Here is a 22,444-nt window from a genome sequence, read left to right as displayed (position 1 = left end):
TAACACTTTTATTGGTGCGGATTTTCCACACACTATTGTAGTATTTTGTTGGCTTTGTTCAGTTTTTATTACTTTTATAAATCAATGTCCATGTCCTCTATCGGACTCCTGATTTCCTTAATCTCACGGTTGCTGACATGAGTGTAAATCTCAGTAGTCCTACTACTTTTATGACCTAGCACCTCTTGGATATACCTAATATCCGTACCCCCTTCATGTAAATGGGTTGCATAACTATGCCGCAACCAATGTGGGGTGACGGGTTTATTAATCCCCGCCCTTTTGACGGCCTTATTCAAAACCTCTGCTAAACTTCTTGGTCCATACTGACCACCGCCTTGGCCCTCAAAAAGATAAGTTACAGGTTTTTCCGCTTTCAAATACGCGTTAAATCCGGCATGGAGCACCTCGGGGAAGCGTACGATCCGGTCCTTGTTGCCCTTTCCCTTTTTCACTACAATTATCCCCCTGTCAGGTTGTATATCCTGCGTTTTTAGGTTTAATACTTCCCCTCTTCGTAATCCACAAGAATACAATAGTAGCAGGATCAGCCTGTGTTTGGGGTTGGACAGGGCCTCTAATATGGCTTTGACCTCCTGCTTACTCAGTACCTCTGGCAAGCGCTTGGGCCGCCGAGGCCGCTTGATGATGTCCGGATCCAGTTGCCTGTCCTCCAAAATGCCAAAATACAGCTTCACACCATTGATCACCTGCGACTGGTAGGAGACGGAGTAGTTTCTCTTGATGATGTAGTCCCTGTTGAATACCTCCAAGTCCTCGTTGGTAATACTGCTGGGGGGCTTGCTGTCCAAAAACCTGAAAAACAAGGCGACCGCCTCCGAGTAGGTCTTGATGGTGGATTCGGAATAGCGCCTGTTGCGAAGCCAGTCCTTAAAGCGCTGGATTTCCAGTTGCAATTCTTCCCCCAGCATAGGTAATTCGGTATACTTCTCCCGTATTTCCACCTTCTTGAGGGAACTGTAGTCCAACCACACCTGCTTGCCTTTGAAATAATCCAACAATGCGGAAAGCTGGGTTGGGGTATAGGGAGCCGCCCAAACTTGCTCCTTTGCGTACCACATGCTTTCGGGAAAGCCCTTTACCAGCTCCTTCAACTCAACGTCAAAGGGAAACTCCAGCCGGATAACGGGCAGCTTATTAAAAGTGTCGTTTCTCAAAATAATGGTCTTCCACATGACTTAAAAAAAATTATGCCCACAATATACAAATTAGTTTAAAAAAAACTATACCAATTTCAAAGCTACTAATCGTATAATAGTTAAAGCTTAGTTAAAATTCCTTGAAATTAATCCGCTCCCTTATTGTATTGAAATTTATTTATCGTAATATTGCAATGTAATAATATACAATTCCCATGGGCGTAACGAAATCCGACCTTTTCTCCGAACGGCAAAATGAGCTGGCAACCATCGCCAGGGTATTTGCCCATCCCGCCAGGATCGCCATCCTGGAGCACCTGATCAAAGCCAATACCTGTATCAACGGGGACCTGGTGCAGGAACTGGGGCTCGCACAGGCCACCATCTCACAACACCTGCGGGAGCTGAAGGCCATCGGCGTCATCAAGGGCAGCATTGAAGGGGTTTCTGTCAACTACTGTATTGACCCCATCCGATGGCTGGAGATCAGGCAGTTGTTTGAATCCTTGTTTGCCGGATTTCCGAAAATCCCGGATCAGGGATGTTGTTAACCAGTCACTTTATCGTATACCGAATCATAAAACAAATCAACATGAACACTTCTGAATTTATCCAACTCCTCAAGGAGCATCCCGGCAAATCCCTGCATTTCGAATACCAGTCCGGACAATTCGTCAGGGAAGACTACCATATCACCGAAATAAAAAACGTGGATTTTGACACGGTAGACTGCGGGGGTGTCCGCAACCAATGGAAAGAGGTGCATATACAACTCTGGGAAAATGAAATCCCCGAACCGGAACATGCCGTGGATACCAGCAAGGCCTTGAAAATTGCTGAGGTGGTAGGAAAAGTAAGGGAAACCTATCCGGAGGCAGTGATCAAATTTGAATATGGCAACGCCCATTTTCCCGCTACAGCATTGCCGGTGCATCAGGTGAAGGTCGCAGGGGAAAGCCTGATTGTACAGTTGGTGCCTGATCAAACCACCTGCAAGGCCAAGGACAGGGCAAGCACCCCGGAAGAAAAGGCAGCCGCATGTTGTGGGCCCGTTTCCAGGCCCAAAGTTAAGGGTATCCCTAAAGGACCTGTCCACTAGCTGCGAACCTGATTCCGGATGTTGCTAATGTAAACCTATAGCAGGTTTTTATTTCTTTGATTCGTTTACCTCCCTTTTTATATATGACTAGTATTTATCCCGACCTTTTAGCCAACATAGAGCGGGCAAAAGGACTGCCCATACCTGCGGAAAGAAAACCGGTATTGGAAGAACTGATCGTTTATGTACAGAAAAAACTGGCCTCAAACCAGCCTATACACCTCAACTTTATCTGCACCCATAACTCCCGCAGGAGCCAGTTGAGCCAAATTTGGGCCAAGGTGGCTGCGGCTTACCACGGTGTGGATGTAAACACCTATTCCGGTGGGGTAGAGGTGACCGCCTTCAACGAAAGGGCAGTGGCCTCCTGCGAAAGGATGGGGTTTACCATCACAAAAGAAGGGGAGGTAAACCCCGTCTATTCGGTAACTTTCGCCGATGGTGAGGAACCGGTCAAGGCCTTTAGCAAGGTGTATGATGATGTTTCCAATGCTCCTTCTGGCTTCGCCGCGGTGATGACCTGCTCCCATGCCGACGAAAACTGTCCCTATATCCCGGGAGCAGAAGCCAGGATCCCTGTGCGGTATGAGGATCCCAAGGCCTTTGACGATACGGATCAGGAAGCCGCCAAATATGACGAGCGCAGCCTTCAAATTGCCTCCGAAATGCTTTTTGTCTTTGAAAAAATCCAGCAATTATGATCGAAAAAAAGAGGATTGGAATTTTTGAACGCTACCTGAGCCTTTGGGTGGCCCTTTGTATTATTTTGGGTATTGGGATAGGTCATTTTTTCGGGGAGAGCATGGCCTTTCTGGCTGATTTGGAGGTGTATAACGTAAACCTTCCTATCGCCATTTTAATCTGGCTGATGATCTACCCCATGATGCTTCAAATTGACTTAAGGAGCATCAAAAACGTGGGAAAGGCTCCCAAGGGGCTTATTTGGACCCTGGTGATCAATTGGCTGATCAAGCCGTTCTCCATGGCCTTTTTTGCCTGGATATTCTTCGACCAACTCTATTCCGCTTATATAGCGCCGGAACTTGCCGGTGAATATATTGCCGGCGCCATCCTGCTTGGGGTGGCCCCCTGTACGGCCATGGTTTTTGTGTGGTCTTACCTCACGGATGGGGACCCCAATTATACCCTGGTGCAGGTTTCGGTAAACGACCTCATTATTCTGGTGGCATTCGTGCCCTTGGTGGGATTGCTTTTGGGGATTACCAATATTACCGTGCCTTATGATACGCTGGTGGCTTCAGTGCTGATCTTTGTCGTAGTACCCTTGGTGGCAGGAGTGCTCACCAACCAACGCCTAATAGCCAGAAAAGGGGAGGAGTGGTTTAAATCAGAATTCCTTCCTTCACTCAAGCCCATCAGTATCATTGCCCTGCTGCTTACTTTGGTATTGCTCTTTGCCTTTCAAGGGCCCAATATCCTGAACAACCCCCTGATCATTGTACTCATCGCCATACCCCTGATCATCCAAACTTACTTTATTTTCTTCATAGCCTGGTTTGGGGGAAGAAAACTTAACCTCTCCTTTCCGGTCTGCGCCCCTTCCTCCCTGATAGGTGCCAGTAACTTCTTTGAACTGGCCGTGGCCGTGGCCATTGCACTGTTCGGCCTGGAAAGCCCAGCGGCCCTGGTAACGGTGGTGGGGGTATTGGTGGAAGTGCCGGTAATGCTGCATCTGGTAGGACTAGCCAATAAGTGGAAGTATTGAATAAATAATTCAATAAAGCGATTTGCTTTAAATCTTTCCCTCATCAGTTTCTCTTCGCCAAAATTTTTTATTTTAAAATGGTATGTTTGTCCTCGTAGGGAAAATCCTACTTGAAGTCTATTATACAAGCAACTATTTATGGCAAACCACGAAAAAATCACAGGCTTGATTGCTGCTACCTTTACCCCCTTTGGCAAGGATGGCGAAGTGGACACTTCTTTGGTACCCAAGATGACGGAAACTTTGCAACACTATGGGCTAAAGGGAGCCTTTATTTGCGGAAGCACAGGGGAGGGGCCCTCTTTGCTCTTTGAGGAAAAAATACAGTTAATTCGTGCCTATGCCCCGTTTCAGGCCGCTGATTTTAAGGTGATGGTGATGGTGGGTGGCACCAACCAAAAGGAGGCAGTTTTGCTGGCAAAGGAGGCCCAAAAAGTCGGATTATATGGAATTTCTGCCACCGCGCCGTACTACTTTAGGCCCGGTTCGGTGGAGCAGTTGTTGGAGTACCTGATTCCACTGGCAGGGGCTGCTCCGGAACTGCCCTTTTATTTCTATCACATCCCTCTGCTGACCCAAGTAAACCTTAGCATGACAGGCCTGCTGGAGCAGGTTAGGGAAAAGATACCCAACTTCGCAGGTATCAAATACACCCACCATGACCTGATGGAGTTCAACAGGTGCCTGCGCCAATTCGATGGGGAGTTTGACCTGTTGTGGGGCTGGGACGAAACCTTCTTGGCGGGCTTGTCCATGGGAGCCAAAGGGGCTGTAGGTAGTACCTATAATTATATGGCCCCGCTTTACCAAAAAATTGAAGAGGCATTGGATGCTGGGAATAGAGAAAAGGCCCTTGACTTGCAGCAAATTTCCATAGACATAGTGTCTTTATATGCCAAGTATGGGGGCATGGCCACAGGAAAGGCCATTATGGGTATATGTGGACTGCAACTGGGTCAATGCCGTGCCCCGGGAGTACAGCTTTCTCCCTCATCAATAAAGTCCCTTGAAAAGGAGTTGGAAAGCACGGGGTTTCTTGAGTATGCGATGTCCTACCGTTAAGCGAGATGAGTAATTATAAAGCAAGGTATTGTCTATTTTTGGTTTTGCTGTTCAGCGCAAGTTGTGGCTTTGCACAGGGCACCCTGGGTGAATATACCTGGGAAAAACTGGGCAGTCTTCCGGCTAAAGAAGGCGACTCCAGATCTTTGGGCTTTGCCGGCATGTACGGGGGAGCCATTGAAGACAGATTCATCCTGGGAGGAGGAGCCAACTTTCCCGATGCACCACCCTGGGAAGGAGGGGAGAAGGTGTATTCCGATCAACTCCTTGTGATGGAAAAGCAGGGGGGAGAATGGGTGTGGGCAAAAGACTTGGATATCCGGCTGCCCCATCCCATGGCCTATGGGGCGAGTTTAAAAATAAATGATGACCTTATCCTCCTTGGGGGTGAAAATGCCGATGGGTTTTTGGATAATGCGCTGGTGCTTTCCTGGGATGAGGGAAATGGGGAGGTGAAAATCGCCTCACTACCCAATTTGCCTGTACCCCTTTCTTATCTGGCGGCAGCCAATATCCATCAAAAAATATATGTTGCCGGCGGGCAAAATGAAGAGGTATCCGGAAAGTTATTTATGCTTGACCTTGAAAACCTGCAGCAAGGTTGGCAAATCCAACCTCCGCCCCCGGGAAGCCCCAGGGCGCTGGCCTCGCTGGTAGCCCAACACGATGGGGTTTCCCAGAAGCTCTATTTATTTGGGGGCAGAAGGAAAAGAATGGAAAATACCAGTGAATTGTTCGGAGACGTGTATGCCTTTGACCCAAAAAACAGCCAATGGGAATTAGTGGGCACGGTACCCGATAAAGAGGGGCAACCTTCCCATTTCTCTGCCGGATCAGCGGTTGCCTCCGGTGCCGGACATATCCTGCTTATCGGAGGGGACGACGGAGACTTATTTCATCAGCTGGAGTCCTATGGCTTGGAGGCCAAAGGTGAGGATAGTCTTTCCATTATTCGGAAAAGGGATTCCCTGCTCATCCAGCATCCGGGGTTTGGGAGGCAGCTACGTGCCTTTCATACTGTGACCAAACAATGGTCAACGCTTCCGGATCTGCCTTTCGACGCTCCTGTTACTGGTTTGGTGTTTGCCTATCAGGGAAATTGGGTACTAGTCTCCGGGGAGATTAAACCGGGTGTGAGGACACCGGATATTTGGCAGCTAAGCATCTCCCGTAAGGATTCCTTTGGATGGGTGAACTTCACCGTATTGGGGCTCTATCTAGGGGCTTTGATCGTGATGGGGATAATGATTAGCAAAAAGCAGGTAAGCACCCAGGATTTTTTCAAGGCCGGGGGCAGGGTGCCCTGGTGGGCTGCCGGGATCAGTGTTTTCGGAACCCAGTTAAGTGCCATTACCTTTATGGCGATTCCTGCCAAGTCCTTTGCCACGGATTGGACCCTGTTTATGTTGATGGTCACCATTGTGCTGGTTTCTCCCATCATCGTCTTTGGGTTTCTTCCCTTTTTTCGGAGGCTATCCATTACCAGTGCCTATGAATATTTGGAATTGAGGTTCAACAGGGCCATGCGCTATTTGGGAAGTCTGGTGTATGTGGCCTTACAGCTAGGAAGATTGGGGATTGTATTATTGCTTCCCTCTTTGGCGCTATCGGTGGTCACGGGGCTTGACGTGGTTTGGTGTATTCTTATTATGGGTGTATTGAGTATATTTTATACCGTGCTTGGTGGCATTGAGGCGGTGATTTGGACGGATGTGATTCAGGTGCTGGTATTGGTGGGAGGGGCATTGTTAAGCCTCGTTTGGATCCTGTCCCATTTGGATATGGGGTGGGAGGATTTAAGGGCATTTATTGCTACCGATGCCAAAGTAAAGCTGATTGATACTTCCTTTGACTTTACGGGCACCTCCCTCTGGGTCATACTTTTCGGAGGTATTGCCACGAATATCGCCCAATATGGCAGCGACCAGACGGTGGTGCAACGTTACCTCACCACCAAAGATGAAAAAACTGCTGGCAAAAGCATCTTTACCGGGGCTTTGATGGCCATACCCAGTGGCTTGATCTTCTTTTCCATTGGCACAGCACTTTATCTGTACTACCAGACCTATCCAGCCGCACTTTCACCGGTAGTCACCAATACCGATGGGCTTTACCCATGGTATATAGCCACCCAGTTGCCACAGGGGATTTCGGGGATTCTTATCGCAGCTATATTCGCTGCTGCCATGTCCAGTTTAGACAGCAGCATGAATTCCGTAGCCACGGTAATTACCACTGATTTCTATCACAAATGGTTTCCCCGCGATATAGACGGAAAACATACCCTGAAATTTGCCAGAGGGATCACCATAGTGGTGGGCACCATAGGGACTGGCTTTGCCCTGATGATGGCTTCTATGGGCATCCCATCACTTTGGGATCAGTTCAATATGCTAATGGGGCTATTCGCTGGTGGGCTGGGAGGTATCTTTTTGATCGGGATAATTTCCACTAGGGTAAACGGCACAGGAGCATTGTGGGGTTTTATCTGCAGTGCCCTTGTTCAACTCTTCGTCAAGTACCAGACTCCCCTGAGCATACATGCTTATGCCCTAACCGGACTACTCTCTGCCATGGTGTTAAGCTATTTATTTAGCTTACTCGGCCCAAGACCCAGCAAAAAACAGGTGCAAGGCTTAACCCTTAAAACCCTGAAAAAAATCTAAATCATTATTCAATTAATCACTGAAGGAACATGTCAACAACGATAAAATTATTGCTTTGCTCTTTTCTTATTATAGCAATTGCCTGCCAGGAGAAAGGTGATTTACCCTTGTTCGAAGGTGCTGAAGTCACAAAAACCCAGGTGCCTGTAATTAGGGGGGATTTTACGGAAGTGGCCACCCTGAATATGCCTCAGGGAACTCAAATAGAGGGCTTGACGGTAGCCATCATAGGAGAGGTAGATGTGGATGCATTCAAAATTTTGAACGAAGAAGGAGAGGTAGTTGGGGAATCCAAAAATGGCGGCGAAAAAGTGGATGTGTTACTAGCGGCTACTGCCTCTGGTACCTTAAAGGTACTCCTTCAAGTTGGTAATGAGAATGACCTCAGAAACCGGTTTGACATAGAAATATCCCAAGTGAAATTTGAGGGAGAACAATACCAGATAAATCAAAAGGATCATCAGTATAGGCTAGCTGAAGCCATTAGGGATGGGGGCGCGGATGGCATCGCTGCCTTTAGGATCCCAGGCTTGGTGACCTCAAAGGAGGGGACGCTGCTGGCGGTATATGATATTCGGAGAAATTCATCCGTGGATTTGCAGGAGGACATTGATGTGGGCTTGTCTCGGAGCCTAGATGGGGGACAAAGCTGGGAGCCCATGCAAGTTATCATGGATATGGAGGAATGGGGCGGTTTGCCCAGGGACGAAAATGGAATTGGAGATCCAACCATTCTGGTGGACGGAGAAACCGGCACCATTTGGGTGGTGGCACTTTGGTTTCATGGAAAACCGGGTAAAAGGGCCTGGGTGGCATCGGAACAGGGTATGGGTCCGGAGAAAACCGGGCAATTAATGGCTGTAAAATCCACCGATGATGGTAAGACTTGGTCTGAGCCCATTAACCTCACCCCTCAGCTGAAGGATGAATCCTGGTACTTGTTTTTCAATGGGCCGGGCAGGGGTATTTCCATGAAGGACGGTACCCTGGTATTCCCAGCTCAGTTCAAGGATCAAGAACAAATACCCCACAGCACCATTATCTTCAGCAAAGACAGGGGAGAGACTTGGCAGGTGGGTACTGCGGCTTGGCCCAATACCAGTGAGTCGCAGGTGGTGGAACTGGAGGACGGCAGTTTAATGCTCAACATGAGGGACGAAAGCAGAAGTAAACACAGGGCCATAATGCTGACTAGGGATATGGGTGAAACCTGGGAAGAACACCCTCTACATCGGGATGGTCTTATAGAACCTGTGTGCATGGCCAGTATTATCGATAATCCCTACGGGGGAAAGGGGGAGCTGTTGTTCTCCAATCCCGCTTCCATCGAAGAGAGGAAAAATATAACCATTAAAGGAAGTTTGGACGACGGGCTTTCCTGGCCTGAGGAATATCAGGTACTCCTTGATGAAGGTACAGGTTGGGGCTATACCTGCTTGACGATGATAGACGAAGATCACATCGGGATTCTCTATGAAAGCAGCCAGGCCCATATGACTTTTCAGATCGTGGAGAGGGGTGAAGTGTTTGCCCCAAAAACCTCTAATGGGCATTAATTCTTTTAAGTAAAATCTCCTACGAGCACAAAACCCCAAATAGGAGAAAGGATTAACTTTCCGCTACTGGTGTGCTGCAAGAAAAAATGGGTGGGTAGGTCTTTCGGGTGAAAATTCCTCTCCGCATTCCCAGCCAGTGCGCTCACTTCATTTCCTAGCTTGACTTTTTTTCTACTTTTTTATCACCTTTGTTCTTTTCCAAGAGTTCAGGTTTTTGAGTGGAATTCAGAAAAGGTATTTTTGAACCTATTGAACTAAGAAAACTTGACCTTAAAGAACGGCAAATCAAGGCTGTACCTTACGTAATGGAGAATAGGAAAGACACCATGACTATATCAATAAATCAATGACACATCTGACAGAATTGCCTCTAGAGATGTAGAAAATTGGATTGTAATTGGTATTTAAATTGGGTTGGTGAGAAAAAGGCACTTTTTACGAAAGTAAATTCGGCGGATAAGTTCATTTGCTATTATGCCATTTGAGTGAAGAGTTTTCAATCTTTTAAAAATCTATGAATATTTGATGACAATAATCCTTTTTTTGAGATGAAGGGTAGGTCATTAAATTGAAATCGATATGTTAGGGGTTGCGAATAACAGGAACTCGGAGTATTTCGCTCTATTATTTCTTTGGATCAGTAATTTGTTTTTGGCACTGACATTACTTTCCTGTAGCGGGAATGAAGCGGATCCAAGAGTGGATTTAAGCAGAGTGAGCTCCCAGATCTGCCAAAACAGTATGGGGACAGAAGGCTTGTATTGGGACATATTAAACGGGGTACCCAGGGGGGATATTCCTGGGGGGCTTCCTACTGTTGCGAATATAGGAGGTAACTATATCCATTCCGGATATCCTCCTTTAGGGTTTATTTACCCCTCAGGCTACAGGCCGGTGGAGTTAAGGCAGGAGTTCCCACAATTAGTAGGTGTAAATATGCTAAGAAACGATGACCAGTCCCTTTGGCGCTATGTGAACCAAACCTTTTTGGGCCCGGCAGATGCCTCCCAGGTGGTGGAATTCGAGCTAAATGAGTTTTTGCAGTTTGTAGGTGGAAACCAACAACAAATGCAAGTGATTTGTACCAATGCGGGCACCCAGCAACCCATACCCACCATTGTGGCCACCAACCAGTCTTTGCTAGTAAGGGTGCAGGGGTTTACGGCCCTTTTTGTGGTAGGGGTAAATTTTGCCACCGATCTTGGGGTCAGCTTTATTTCCACCCAGGTCAGCTTTGCCCCTACGGAACAGTTTGACCAGGAAGTTCTGGGGGCTTTTCTTCCCATCCATTGGCAGTTGCTAGTAAGGGAAAGAGGAGAATGGAGCGACAGGGATGGTGACGGTGTGCCGGATCATTTGGATAGGTTTCCCGATGACCCTACCAGGTGGTAATCAGGACGGGGCAAAAACAACGATTCGGTCTATACCCTTCCTGATTTAGGAGGGGATAAAAGGGGTGGTGGAAACAATTCGGCTGCAATGGTCAACCTTTCGAAACCTACCATTTTTCGCCTACCATCCCCCATTCCGAAACAAGGTCAGGCTTATCAAAATATTTTCCTCCGAGCTAAGAAGTGCCTTGGAGTTGAACCACTCCGCGGTTCTGGGCTTTAGGGGTGGAGTTCCAATTCCCCGGGTTTCGCCGGGGATTATTGTTGTTGGACCCTTTCAGGGTCATTGGTCGAAACCAAGAGCACAATTTTTGGCATAAAAACTTTGGATCTAAACCCGAACCTATGATCAAATCCTTCACTTGGAAGGTCTAAGGCCAAGTTCACTGGCCATTTCATCAAGCTTAGAAAGGATGTTTTTTTCTATTCCCTTTTCCCATAAGGTAGGAAGGCCATACACCATTTGTGACTGATACCCTTCATACCCTCCCTCTTCCAGGATGGTCTCGGAAGGAATATATCCCATCACGTCGTTGCTGTATGCCATCACAAATGTATCCCACCCATATTTGGCCTTAAGTGCAAGGGCGTAGGAAACGGTGACTTCACCCCCCAGGCTAAATAGGGCTTGTTCTCCCAAAGTCCAGAGCTGTATGGGATAGGGGTAACTGTCTGGGTGTTCTATGCCTTCTTGACTTTCCTTCAGCATCCGTTCCGCCCATCTTTTTAGGTAGCCCCGTTCTTTTTTTGCCATGCCTTGCAGTTCTGAAACCGAGAAAGGCTCCGCAAATGGCAAGGGAAACTCCTCATAGGCTACCCTCAGCAGAGATGGCTGTTCTTCCATTTCTTCTTCCAAAACCCTGCTCACTGCAGCGGCTAGGGTTTTGCCATACTGTTTGGCAAGGGGTACTGTCCTTCTGGGGATGGGGTTCTGGTCTCCGCTGGCCCCCTGGAAAAACAAAAAGGCAGTGGAGGGATATTCCTGTTCCAATGCTAGCTGCGCGTAGCCGGGATAATCCCCAGACCACTCATATTGATCCAGTACCGTGGGATGGCAGGCATACCCGAAAATCACCGTTTGCACCCCCTTCTCATTCTCTATTTTTATTACAGGGACAGCATGGTCCATGGGCCCATCCAAATGTGGTTTTTCCTGCCATCCCATTTCCGGGTTGTTTCTGCGGTTTACCTGAAAGCGGCTTACTCCTTGCCCTGTAGAAATACGGGCGGGCATCCTATTCTGCCTTGCCTTTTCCACCAAGGCAATTACCTTCTTTTCCAATAGAGAGGTGTAATCCTTTATGGCTTGAATTTGAGCATCATCCAGAGGGTAGATATCGAACAAGGCCTGCTCCAAAACGGGTCCAGAGTGGGTATGGGAGCTGCTAAGGATGACCTGTGCCCTGCTTATCCCATATTTATGGTAGAGTTGGTCCTTGATGCGGTCTGAAAGTGCTTTTGGAAAGCCAAGAATATCACTGGTGATCCAAACGCCCTCATTGCCCTGCGCATCTTCTAGGGACACGGCCTTGATCCACAGCTCATGTTGCTTCCCCTCGGCAGGTTTGGTCCTTGCAGCATATCCCGCCATCCATAGGTTGGATTCAGGAGTGATCACCTCCTGGGCCACCCCTGCTTTCCAGGGAAATGAAGTAGAACCTGCTAACAAAGGAAAATAAAGAAATAGTGCTAATAAGAGGGAGTAAGGGATATTTTTCATGGTTGGTGCTGCCAATGATTAATTGGATGGTACAGTAATTACTCTATTAATTTTTCCATATCCAAAATTGGATAGCCTAATATTGTAAAAATTCATTTTATTGGATCAATTAACCCCTTTTTTGCAAGCTGGTTCTAAGAAATGCCAAGATCAAGGTGTTGGTTTCACTGGAGCAACCAATCAATCCCGTTGTAGAGCAACTCAATAAAGTGAGGTTTGGAAAAATCGGTGGGGTAACCTAGCGAGGTGTACATAACTTTGCTGTCTCCGCTTTTTCTGGTCCATGCCACCGGCTCTTCCAATCCTGCTGAACTGCCTTCCAGCAAGACCTTTGCCTTTTTATCTATAGGATTGACCTTATAGAGGTTGCCTTGACTTACCCAAGTAGCTTTTGGCCAACTCCTGGTAAGGCGGTGTTTTCTTTTCTTCACCAAAACCGGATACACCGCAGGTCCGTACCCCTGGTTTTCGTGTCCCAATACCTCCGGCACGAATTCCCACCAGTCTTCATGGGTGTTGGGAAGGACCTCCTTGTCCATGACAGAAAAAGCATGGTTGGCCGTTCGGATTCCCAAGACTGGTTTTCCCTTTTGGATGTGTTCCTTAATCAGGGCTAGGTCCTTGGAGGGCAAGGCCACCCTTCGGATAAAAACTACGAGTAAATCCGCCTCCTTTATTTTCTCGGTTTTTGGCAATTGATAGGATTCCCTCGGGCCACTTCCCAAGAGCACCTCGGTTTGATACCCCTTTTCCCGCTGCAGTTTATTGGCAAAGGCAGGAATGGTCCAGGTGGCCTCGTAATTGTCCGGATCCTCACTGATCAGGAAAACGATGTTTGTATCCGCAGCTTCTGGGGCCGGTTTTTGGGACTTTTTGGTGGTGGAATAGGTAACCTTTCCCCATATTTCCTGGTCATAGTCTTTGTAGGTGCTGTACCTGCCTTTTAGCCATAAGACCACCTCTTTGTCTTTATCTGCCAAAACTATAGGTCGGAGGTTGTCGGAGGGAGATTTATAGGTGACAGGGGTCCATTCCCATTTTCCATTAAAATTTTCACCCCTGAAAACCTCATAGCGGCGCACAGTGTCCACTAGCAGGGGTTTTCCATTTTTTGGATCCACATCTGTGCTGATATAGGCCACATCCTTGTTGAAGGGGTGCAGGGTAATTAGCCCCGTATATTCGTTTTCCCCTGGATAAAGTCTGCTGCCTGCGTAGGCTATTTCTTGACTATTCCAGCCTCCCTCTTCCCATTTGGCATAATGGTAGCGGTGGTCCATGCCTCCAAGCTGAGTGTGCTGAGTTTCCCCTCTACTGATGGGGTCTTTGGTAACTGAAAACACCAAATATGGCACACCCTCAGCATCCAACTGCAAATCCGAGGTCCAGGCCACGTTGGTTCGGGTGGCTAAATTGCCATCATAGACCAATGTGAAGTCGGAGGGTTTATAGGGGCTGCTTGTATCCCGGCTTATTGGGCCTACTTCTGAGCCATCCGAGCGGTAGAGTTTTCCATCTTCAAGGTATCCGTGGTAGATGTTGTTGTTGAAATGCCTGGGGTGGCCATCAGTACTGATGAAGTGGATTCTTTTCCCATCCGAAGCATAACGCAAATAGCTTCTGCCCTCAAACTCAAAAAGTCTCCCCCCGAATTCCCAAGTATCTCCCTCATCCTTAGAAACCAAAAAGTGAGGGTTGTTCTCGTTTCCGCGATAGAAATTGTAGAGGGTTTTGGAAGGAGCTTCCCAAAGTAGATTGCTGTAACAGACCTTTCCGTTTGTTTTAAACTGTCGTTCAGGTTGCCAAGAGGATGCTTCTTTAGCGGATGTGCTTATGCTGTAACGCACCACACTGTCAATGCTGTGCCCGGCGTACACCTTGAGCAATTTCCCATCTGACCTCATAAATAAAGCACCAACATTGTGGTCGTCAGGTGGAAGCGAGCCCTCAGTTAATAGCTGGCTATGTGTGGAGTTTTTGGAAAGGTCCCAAGAAACCACGGTATTGTGCCCTTCAGAGGTAACCCCTGCCACCCAGATTTGGTCACCATCCATTAGTGCTCTGGGATCCTGAAACCAACACCAGCTTCCATCTTCCGAGAGCTTTACAGGATCCCCGTGCCGTAGGGCTTCCAAGGGAGTGGGCTGGCTAAAAAGTACACAAATGGGGAGAAATAGAAGGAATAGAAAGGCCTTTAGAGACTTCATTATTTTGGGGTATGGTTTTACTTGGCCAAATTAAACCATAAAATTAATAGATGACTACTCCATCACCCATAAAAAATCCTCATATCCCGCATCGGCCATTTGTTCTTTCGGGATAAACTTCATTGCCGCAGAATTCATGCAATATCTCAACCCAGTAGGATCTGGTCCGTCGTTGAAAACGTGACCCACATGTGAATCCCCAAATTTGCTTCTCACCTCTACCCTGGTCATGCCATGACTTTTATCTATGGGTTTTTCTAAGTACCTGGCATCAATGGGTTTGGAAAAGCTTGGCCAACCTGATCCGGATTCATATTTATCCTTGGAGGAGAAGAGCGGAGCACCAGAAACGATGCAAACATAAATTCCTTCTTTTTTATTCCCGTTGTAGGTGTTGTCAAAAGCCCTTTCGGTAGCATCTTCCATGGTTACTTGGTATTGGAGGCTGGTCAATTGCGTCTTGAGCTCAGATTTAGAAGGTTTGGGGAATTTGCTAGCATCAGGTATTGGCCAGTGCTGCGCAATAAAGCGATCACGACCAGAACCTGTGCGATAAGATTTATATTCCCTGGGATTTTTCCGGAAATAATCCTGGTGATAATCCTCCGCCTTATAGAAGTTGGTGAATTTTTCAATAGGCGTGACAATGGGTTTATCGAAGATTCCTGATTGCTCCAATCTTTTTTTAGAAGCTTCTGCTACTGCTTTTTGCTGATTATTGTGGTAAAATATGGCCGATTGGTATTGGGTGCCCCGGTCATAAAAAGAACCTCCAGCATCTGTGGGGTCAAACTGTTGCCAGAAAATATCGATGATTTCGGCGTAGCTGATCACGTCGGGGTCAAAGGTGACCTGAACGGCTTCTTTATGGGAAGTCCTTCCCCCCGATACCTGGGAATAGGTTGGGTTTTTTTCCTTACCCCCTGAGTATCCAGATACCGAGGAAATAACCCCATCTATGCCCTCAAAGGGAGCCTCAATGCACCAAAAACAACCTCCGGCAAAGGTAGCCTTTTCGGTTTTGCCCTGAAATACAGTGGCCACTTCTTCAGTCTTGTCTTGCTCGTTGCTGTTGCTTTCTTTGGCACAAGAAAACAGGGTGATGCCGCAAAGTAATAAGGTAACCCAATGCTTTATTTCTATCATGGTTGATTCTTTGATAATCCGGCAAAAAAACAGCAAAAGAGGCATATTTGTTCAAAGTTTTTCTTCTGGCATCACAAACCATAGGATAAGGTAAATGAGTAGGCCCGGGAAGGCGGCACTCAAGATGGAAACCAACACATATACGATCCGTGTTTTATCTGCATCCCAGCCCAGGTATTTAGCCAGTCCGGCACAAACTCCCGCAACCATTTTATTTGAAATACTCCTTTCCAATTTTTTTTCCATGGATATGTTTTTTGGTTGATGTTCTAATTTAATGAATGGTCTGGCAATAATCTGCATTTTCCATGCTAATTTTAAGGAGTGGTTATTAAAAACCAATTTTATGGCATATTCATTACATGTATCATGAGTCTGGAAAAATCCCTCATTTTTCTTTTTTTTGCAGTTCTATTGTTTTCAGGTGCAGATGTTCAGGCTCAGGGCTTTCTGAAAAGGTATGTTAATAACATACTCAATGATACGAGCGATATTTCCAGGCCTCAGTTTTTGATTTATCCCACCTTAGCATATGCTCCTGAGACCAATTGGGAAATTGGCTTTAGTACGCTATACGTATATTATGCCAATAGGGACACTAGCAACAGGTTGAGTGAGGTGAACGGTTTCACCTTTGTAACCCTGGAAAACCAATATGGGCTATGGCTCGATCATGCGAACTATACCCAAGATGATGAATGGTTTTTTTTGGGAAGGTTAAGACTTCAGAGCTTTCCTTTGCTGTATCATGGGATAGGAAGGAACACCCCCGAATCCTATACGGCTAGAGTGGATGCAAATCAGATATGGATTAAAGAAAGAGTACTTCGACAGTTTGCCCCTAATGTTTTTTTTGGGCCGGAGTTTGATTTGCAGCACCTCAGCAGCGTGAATTTTGTCCCGGCAGAGGGGTTGAATTTCACGGATCTTCCCTTGGGTTATCAGGGATCTACTAACCTGGGAATAGGGCTGGGATTGGTATACGACGATAGGCATAACGTGCTCAATGTGCGTAATGGCAATTTCAGTGAGTTGGCCGTACTTAGATATAACCCCTTTTGGTCCAGTGAATTTAATTTTACCACAATCATTTCCGATACCAGAATATATAGACCTATCACTAAGAACACTGTTTGGGCCAATCAGTTGTTCGGTCAGTTCAACTATGGGGAAATACCCTTCAATCAACTTTCGCTGATGGGAGGAGAGAGTCTCATGAGGGGGTATTACATGGGAAGGTATAGGGACAATAATCAAATTGCCCTACAATCAGAAGTCCGGTTCCTACCGATTCCATTGGGGTTTACTAATAGGTTAGGTGCTGCTGTGTTTGCAGGGGCAGGACAGGTTTTTCCTGATTTACAGGGTTTTTCCTTCCGCAACTTTGAATGGTCTGCAGGTACAGGTGTACGGTTTTTGCTTTTCCCGAAAAAGGATATTTATACCCGTTTGGATTTCGCTTTGACAAGGGAGGGCTCTGGATTTTATTTCTTTATCGGAGAGGCCTTTTGATTTAGTTTTTGCTGATTGGCAATAAGAAAAAATCAAACCTGTCGCCCTTGCTCAGGTTTTGATTTTTTTTTTAATGGTTGAAGGTAATTGGCCTGTTTTCCAATTGACAGGTTTCCGGAAGCGCGGATCCGTTTTGTAATGGTCAAAATTTTCAGGATCTTCCCCAGCTTGCTTTAATGATTTGTAAATGTAAAGCAGCCCCGCCACCATTCCTACCGCTATGATCGTGATGATTGACATGTTCATTACTTTTCTTCTATTAGGTCGTTAATACAACTTATGCTTGCATATTAACGACAGTTAAACATCCCATGATATGGCAAAACTCGGTACTGAAGTAGATTCCAGTCGAGTTTTAACCCCTTTTTTTTAAAAATTGTATATGTTTCAAAAGTAATTAAAATTTTATAGTTTAAAAATACTTTTTGAGGCTAAAAATATACTGTTTTATTTGTAAATATAAAATAGTGTTTTGTAGAATTTTTTTTGTATTTCGTCCTAAAAAAAGTTAATCTTTTTTTGGGCCCGCACTGTAGTAGTCAAGTTGGATTTTTATGTTGACCAAAATTTTAGGTTATGGTATAAAATTTGTCAAGTACTAAAGACCAACTATAAACTAATCCTGCCAGCGTCCTCGACGTCAGAAAGGATTTCTATACCAGACTACTATGAACAAGTCAAAGAAAACCTCCAGGTGGGGTCCGGAATCGACCCGAATTCGGAAGAATCACAAGTGTAACATCCATTATCTTCTATTTGCCCAAAAGGTGAGCCACTTAAAGCTGATGGTGTGGGATTTAGTAGCTAGTATCCATAAAGGCAGGCACCGATCGGGGTTTTCTTGTCCAGATCGACAAATGTATGGACTATTGGCGTTAAATTTTTCAAAAAACCACTTAACCGCCAACCTAATATGATACTGACCAACCCGAATGATTTAGCGGAAGGTGTGCCTTCCCTGATAGGGAACACCGGATTAATACGCCTTTCCAGATTGTTTCCAGAAAAGCAGGTGTATGGAAAATTGGAATTGATGAATCCAGCCGGCAGCATAAAGGACAGAACTTCTAAGTTCATCATCGAAGAATCTCTTAAATCAGGATTGATTACCAAAGATTCTTTGGTTGTTGAAAGTACATCCGGCAATATGGGGGTGGGGCTTGCACAAATTTGCTTATATTATGGACTGAAACTCCGGCTGGTGGTGGATCCATATATCAACAAGCAAACGTTGCATTTGCTCACAACCTACGGTGCTGAAATCGAAAAGATGACCGAACCGGATGATTCGGGATCATACCTTAATGCAAGAATAAATCGAGTTCAGGAGCTATTAGCGAAGTTACCCAATGCATTTTGGACACGTCAATATGAAAACATTCTAAATCCACTTGCCCACCACCAAACGGCTCGGGAAATAGTACATCAACTTGGTAGTGAACCAGATTATCTACTTGCCGCTACCAGTACCTGTGGCACCTTGATGGGAATGGCAGATTTTTGTAATCGCTATCTAAGAAATACCAAGGTTATTCCCGTGGACGCGTATGGAAGTGTGATTTTTGGGGGAAGGGCCGCAAAGAGGGTGATCCCAGGGTTTGGAGCCTCCAAAATCTCACCTCTATTAAATCAAGAATTATTAGAACCTCCATTAATTATGGAAGAGTGGGAAAGTATAGTAGGGTGCAAAAAACTCTTACAAAAAGAAGCCATATTGGCCGGGGGATCCACAGGTGCTCTAGTTGCTGCCATGGATAGTGTCCATCTGAACTCAGACCAGAAGGCGGTAATTATCATTTGTGACCGAGGAGAAAGGTATATGGAGACCATTTACTCAGATCAATGGATTAAAAAAACATACGGTGAAGAAACCTTTGAAAGGATAACCCAAGCAGTAAATGAAAGTATGGTCCAAGAGCCAGTTTGCTAATATTGACTTGCAAAACAACAAGTTCCTAAATCGACTAATTACAGATGATAACGAACCCAAATCCCAGATTCGGATAGCTATTATAGGAGGTGGTCCAAAGGGTTCCTATGCGTTGGAACGACTGGCAAGCGTATGGAGCGAAAATTTCCCCACTAGGGCATTGGATATATTTTGCTTCAACGATAACCGGCATTTCGGTGCTGGCCCCAATTACCAAACTGACCAGCCGGACTATTTACTGATGAATTATCCATTGGGGAAAATTGATTTTTGGACAGATGAGCCAGAACAATTAGTTCAAGATAGACCAGATCTTGCTGAATTTATTACTAGGTTTAAAGGTCAAAAAAATGAGCCTGTCTTTAGTGCCGATTATTGTTCGCGGGCACTGACGGGGGTTTATCTGCAATACTGCTTCCGCAGGGTGGTAAATGCCCTGCCTACTAGTATCCATCTCCACCTAAAGCCAGAGAAGGTAACGGCAATTGTGGGAGATAGCAATAATCTAACCATTCGTACTGAAAATGGCAGTTATGGAGCTTTCTCAGAGGTGCTTTGCTGTACTGGCCATGCTTACAGCTTTCCAAAAACGGACTCGTATTTGGCGGGTCAAAAGAAAACCGTAAAAGAGCCATTGGTAATTGCGCCATACCCAATCCGAGAATTGGAGCGTCTTCAGCTCACTGGGAAAAATATTTTGGTGAAGGGCTTAGGGTTGACGTTTGTGGATACAGTGCTTGCGATGACAGAGGGAAGAGATGGTGTTTTTCAACGAAAGAAGGACCGGTTATCCTACATTCCTTCTGGCAAAGAACCCAACAAGATAGTTGCTTATTCGAGAACTGGGCTACCAATGATTGCCAGGCAGACGAATGAAGGGCAGAAGTTCCCACTGAAATTTTTCACCGAGGAATGGGTTAACCAACTTGCAGCCAGTTCTGGCAAAATAAGTTTTCAGCAGACACTCCTTCCCATGATCGAAAGGGAATACAGGTATCGTTATGCGTTTCACTTTTGTAGCCTCATGCGTAATAGGCAGTTGGACCTATCGGAAGACTTAGAACAAATAGAGTCCCGATTACAGTCAGTCTATCCCGAATTCCATCCCTTTGACTTGGAATCGTTTCTATCCCCTTTAACTCCTACTGAGGACTTACATTCATGGGTCATGAACTATATAGAAATGACAGTATTTCCTGAATCCCAGGTTGCAACGCAAAGGGCAAAAGTGGCTACTTCTACTTTGTGGAGGGAGCTATATCCCATCTTCAACAAGCTGTATTCCTTTGGGAAACTCACCGGAAAAAGTCAACAGCTTTTCGACACTGCTTATTTCAGCAGATTTCAACGGGTAAGTTATGGCCCCCCGAAATTAAACATGGAAAAAATACTAGCATTGGCAGCGTCGGGATTGTTAAGGTTTGATGTCGCCGCAAACCCGACGGTTACTTTTGGGGAAAATAGGGAACGGATTAAGGTGACATCACCGGCACTTAAGGGTTCGCTATTTTCGGAAATTTTGGTTGATGCGCGTATTGCGAGGCCTGCAGATATATTTACTCAACCGGAATACATTCAGCGATTGGCTTCGGATGCCGGTGTAGACTTTTTTTGCAACGAGGACCATGTGACTGGAAGTTTGGAACTGGACGAATTAGGTAGACTGAAAAATCATAACAGAATTGCCTTCTACGGCACCCCCACAGAAGGCTGGACCCTGGATAATGAGAGCTTGTCCCGCTCAAACAACAATTTTCTCTCCCCCTGGGCTCAACAACTTGTACAACACTATGCCAAACACCACACCGCCGAAGTTAACACCTATTGTCCATCCATGGATCAAGGAGATTACAAGTGACTTTTTACTGATAAACAGCTGGTTGGATAACTATGGTTCTCCAATAAACCTGCTCAATATACATCCATTTAGGCAAAACTATCAACGATACAATGATATGTTTAGCCGATATCGGCTCAACAGCACGGTGTTTTTTGCCAGGAAGGCCAATAAGGGTAAATGTTTTGTGAAGGCGGCCAAAGAATGCGGGTTCGGAGTAGATACTGCAAGCTTGAACGAGATGAAAGAGTGTATCGAGTTAGGATTAAGCCCAGAAAAAATTACCGTGACTGCTGCCGTCAAAAACCGTGAATTGCTCGGCTACGCCATCACCAACCGGATTCCCGTTATAGTGGATAACTGGGATGAATGTGATTTGCTTCATCAACTTTTGGTAGATATGAACCGAACTTTACAGGTTGGTTTTCGTGTCAGCGGTTTCGAGTATGGTGGAGAAAAGTTGTATTCGAGATTTGGGTTTGATAGTGAGGAAATTTGTGAAACAATTACTTCTACCATGGGCGATTCAGGGAAATACCACAAGTTTCGCTACCATGGCTTGCATTTTCACCTAAACGGATACAGCATACCACAACGGGCTGGAGCGTTGTCCCAGACGCTAGATGTTGCGGATGCCTTGGCAAATAATGGATTTAGGACCAGGTATATAGATATAGGAGGGGGGATAGTGATGAACTACTTGGCTTCTTCTGAAGAGTGGGAAAATTTCCATAAAGTCTTGAGGGATTCACTACTGACGGAAGTTGACGAAATCACCTTTCAGAAAGATCCATTGGGAATGGTAAAGGTAGATAATAAATTGCTGGGAGAGCCAAAGGTTTATCCCTATTATAATGAAGTGTTTCAGGACCGCTTTGTCGAAGCTATTTTGACTACCGCTAAAGAGGGTGCTCCATTATACAGACACCTTATAGACCGGGACATTGAGCTGAGGATTGAACCGGGGAGATCGCTGTTGGACCAGTCTGGGATCACTATTGCGAGGGTAGCCTTTAGGAAGAAGGATGCTGAGGGTAGAACCTTGGTTGGCCTGGAAATGAACCGTACCCAGATGTTCAGTTCCAGCGCTGATTACCTGCTGGACCCACTCTTTATCCCCCAACATCCCAAACCCGGCAGCCCAACTGAAGTGTATTTCGTCGGGGCCTATTGTCTGGAACAGGAGTTGATATTGAAGAGAAAGATAAGCCTACCCCAATATCCGGAAATTGGAGACCTGATTTGCTTTGTCAATACGGCGGGGTATATGATGCATTTTTATGAAAGTGAAGCCCATCGGTTCGATCTTGCCCGGAACCTAGTGGTGGAAAAGACTTCCGGGTGGCAGGCTTTCCCTGACGAGGAAATTATATAAAGAATTTACCTCTGGATTTTAGTCGACTTTTGTCTGGTAATCGTCCAGATTTTGAAG

At 46.0% G+C, this 22,444-nt stretch carries 18 protein-coding genes; 12 read left to right on the top strand and 6 right to left on the bottom strand.

Annotation, left to right across the window (positions count from 1 at the left end; genetic code table 11):
- Positions 1 to 74 precede the first annotated feature (74 nt).
- Positions 75 to 1,196, bottom strand: a complete 1,122-nt coding sequence (gene xerA / locus DB520_RS11545) for a site-specific tyrosine recombinase/integron integrase (RefSeq protein ID WP_114749857.1) — start codon at positions 1,194 to 1,196, stop codon at positions 75 to 77.
- Between the two features lie 179 nt (positions 1,197 to 1,375).
- Here xerA and DB520_RS11540 point away from each other — a divergent pair, with 179 nt between their 5' ends.
- The 8 genes from DB520_RS11540 to DB520_RS11505 all read left to right on the top strand — a co-directional run bounded on the left by DB520_RS11540 (position 1,376) and on the right by DB520_RS11505 (position 10,661).
- A complete protein-coding gene (locus DB520_RS11540; protein ID WP_114749856.1) occupies positions 1,376 to 1,711 on the top strand; it encodes an ArsR/SmtB family transcription factor in 336 nt (111 codons plus the stop codon).
- A gap of 41 nt (positions 1,712 to 1,752) precedes the next feature.
- Positions 1,753 to 2,259 carry a DUF6428 family protein gene (locus DB520_RS11535; protein ID WP_232834925.1) on the top strand — a complete coding sequence of 169 codons (507 nt, stop codon included), beginning with the start codon at positions 1,753 to 1,755 and terminating at the stop codon, positions 2,257 to 2,259.
- 83 nt (positions 2,260 to 2,342) lie between these two features.
- Positions 2,343 to 2,960, top strand: a complete 618-nt coding sequence (locus tag DB520_RS11530) for a low molecular weight phosphatase family protein (protein WP_114749855.1) — start codon at positions 2,343 to 2,345, stop codon at positions 2,958 to 2,960.
- Positions 2,957 to 3,985, top strand: coding sequence for an ACR3 family arsenite efflux transporter (gene arsB, locus DB520_RS11525; RefSeq protein ID WP_114749854.1), 1,029 nt, complete (start codon positions 2,957 to 2,959; stop codon positions 3,983 to 3,985). Before DB520_RS11530 ends, arsB begins: the two co-directional genes overlap by 4 nt.
- A 138-nt stretch (positions 3,986 to 4,123) precedes the next feature.
- A complete protein-coding gene (locus DB520_RS11520) occupies positions 4,124 to 5,047 on the top strand; it encodes a dihydrodipicolinate synthase family protein (RefSeq protein ID WP_114749853.1) in 924 nt (307 codons plus the stop codon).
- Between the two features lie 5 nt (positions 5,048 to 5,052).
- Positions 5,053 to 7,713, top strand: coding sequence for a sodium:solute symporter family transporter (locus tag DB520_RS11515; protein ID WP_114749852.1), 2,661 nt, complete (start codon positions 5,053 to 5,055; stop codon positions 7,711 to 7,713).
- Between the two features lie 29 nt (positions 7,714 to 7,742).
- Positions 7,743 to 9,269: a sialidase family protein gene (locus tag DB520_RS11510; protein ID WP_114749851.1), complete on the top strand. Its 1,527-nt coding sequence runs from the start codon at positions 7,743 to 7,745 to the stop codon at positions 9,267 to 9,269.
- A gap of 579 nt (positions 9,270 to 9,848) precedes the next feature.
- The gene (locus tag DB520_RS11505; RefSeq protein ID WP_114749850.1) at positions 9,849 to 10,661 is read left to right on the top strand and encodes a hypothetical protein; all 813 of its coding nucleotides are present in this window, start codon (positions 9,849 to 9,851) and stop codon (positions 10,659 to 10,661) included.
- Positions 10,662 to 11,018: 357 nt separating this feature from the next.
- On the opposite strand, the gene DB520_RS11500 is transcribed toward DB520_RS11505, so the two are convergent.
- The 4 genes from DB520_RS11500 to DB520_RS11485 all read right to left on the bottom strand — a co-directional run bounded on the left by DB520_RS11500 (position 11,019) and on the right by DB520_RS11485 (position 15,979).
- Positions 11,019 to 12,380, bottom strand: coding sequence for a neutral/alkaline non-lysosomal ceramidase N-terminal domain-containing protein (locus tag DB520_RS11500; protein ID WP_114749849.1), 1,362 nt, complete (start codon positions 12,378 to 12,380; stop codon positions 11,019 to 11,021).
- A gap of 164 nt (positions 12,381 to 12,544) precedes the next feature.
- Positions 12,545 to 14,587: a BNR-4 repeat-containing protein gene (locus DB520_RS11495; protein WP_114749848.1), complete on the bottom strand. Its 2,043-nt coding sequence runs from the start codon at positions 14,585 to 14,587 to the stop codon at positions 12,545 to 12,547.
- 54 nt (positions 14,588 to 14,641) lie between these two features.
- Positions 14,642 to 15,733 carry a peptide-methionine (S)-S-oxide reductase MsrA gene (msrA, locus tag DB520_RS11490; protein ID WP_114749892.1) on the bottom strand — a complete coding sequence of 364 codons (1,092 nt, stop codon included), beginning with the start codon at positions 15,731 to 15,733 and terminating at the stop codon, positions 14,642 to 14,644.
- A 51-nt stretch (positions 15,734 to 15,784) separates the two neighbouring features.
- Positions 15,785 to 15,979, bottom strand: a complete 195-nt coding sequence (locus DB520_RS11485; RefSeq protein WP_114749891.1) for a PspC domain-containing protein — start codon at positions 15,977 to 15,979, stop codon at positions 15,785 to 15,787.
- Positions 15,980 to 16,102: 123 nt separating this feature from the next.
- Between DB520_RS11485 and DB520_RS11480 the strand changes: the two genes are divergently transcribed.
- Positions 16,103 to 17,245: a BamA/TamA family outer membrane protein gene (locus DB520_RS11480; RefSeq protein WP_114749847.1), complete on the top strand. Its 1,143-nt coding sequence runs from the start codon at positions 16,103 to 16,105 to the stop codon at positions 17,243 to 17,245.
- 51 nt (positions 17,246 to 17,296) lie between these two features.
- On the opposite strand, the gene DB520_RS11475 is transcribed toward DB520_RS11480, so the two are convergent.
- Complete coding sequence (locus DB520_RS11475) at positions 17,297 to 17,485, bottom strand: hypothetical protein (RefSeq protein ID WP_114749846.1); 189 nt, start codon at positions 17,483 to 17,485, stop codon at positions 17,297 to 17,299.
- 673 nt (positions 17,486 to 18,158) lie between these two features.
- On the opposite strand from DB520_RS11475, the gene sbnA reads away from it, so the two are divergent.
- The 3 genes from sbnA to DB520_RS11460 are packed head-to-tail and all read left to right on the top strand — an operon-like array spanning position 18,159 to position 22,387.
- Complete coding sequence (gene sbnA, locus DB520_RS11470; RefSeq protein ID WP_114749845.1) at positions 18,159 to 19,175, top strand: 2,3-diaminopropionate biosynthesis protein SbnA; 1,017 nt, start codon at positions 18,159 to 18,161, stop codon at positions 19,173 to 19,175.
- Positions 19,144 to 21,033 carry an FAD/NAD(P)-binding protein gene (locus tag DB520_RS11465; RefSeq protein WP_114749844.1) on the top strand — a complete coding sequence of 630 codons (1,890 nt, stop codon included), beginning with the start codon at positions 19,144 to 19,146 and terminating at the stop codon, positions 21,031 to 21,033. The genes sbnA and DB520_RS11465 overlap by 32 nt, the downstream gene beginning before the upstream one ends.
- Complete coding sequence (locus tag DB520_RS11460) at positions 20,966 to 22,387, top strand: type III PLP-dependent enzyme domain-containing protein (protein ID WP_157972042.1); 1,422 nt, start codon at positions 20,966 to 20,968, stop codon at positions 22,385 to 22,387. The genes DB520_RS11465 and DB520_RS11460 overlap by 68 nt, the downstream gene beginning before the upstream one ends.
- Positions 22,388 to 22,444 lie beyond the last annotated feature (57 nt).

This window comes from Pleomorphovibrio marinus, assembly GCF_003347495.1.
Lineage (GTDB): Bacteria > Bacteroidota > Bacteroidia > Cytophagales > Cyclobacteriaceae > Pleomorphovibrio > Pleomorphovibrio marinus.
This window is presented reverse-complemented; position numbering and strand designations above follow the sequence as displayed.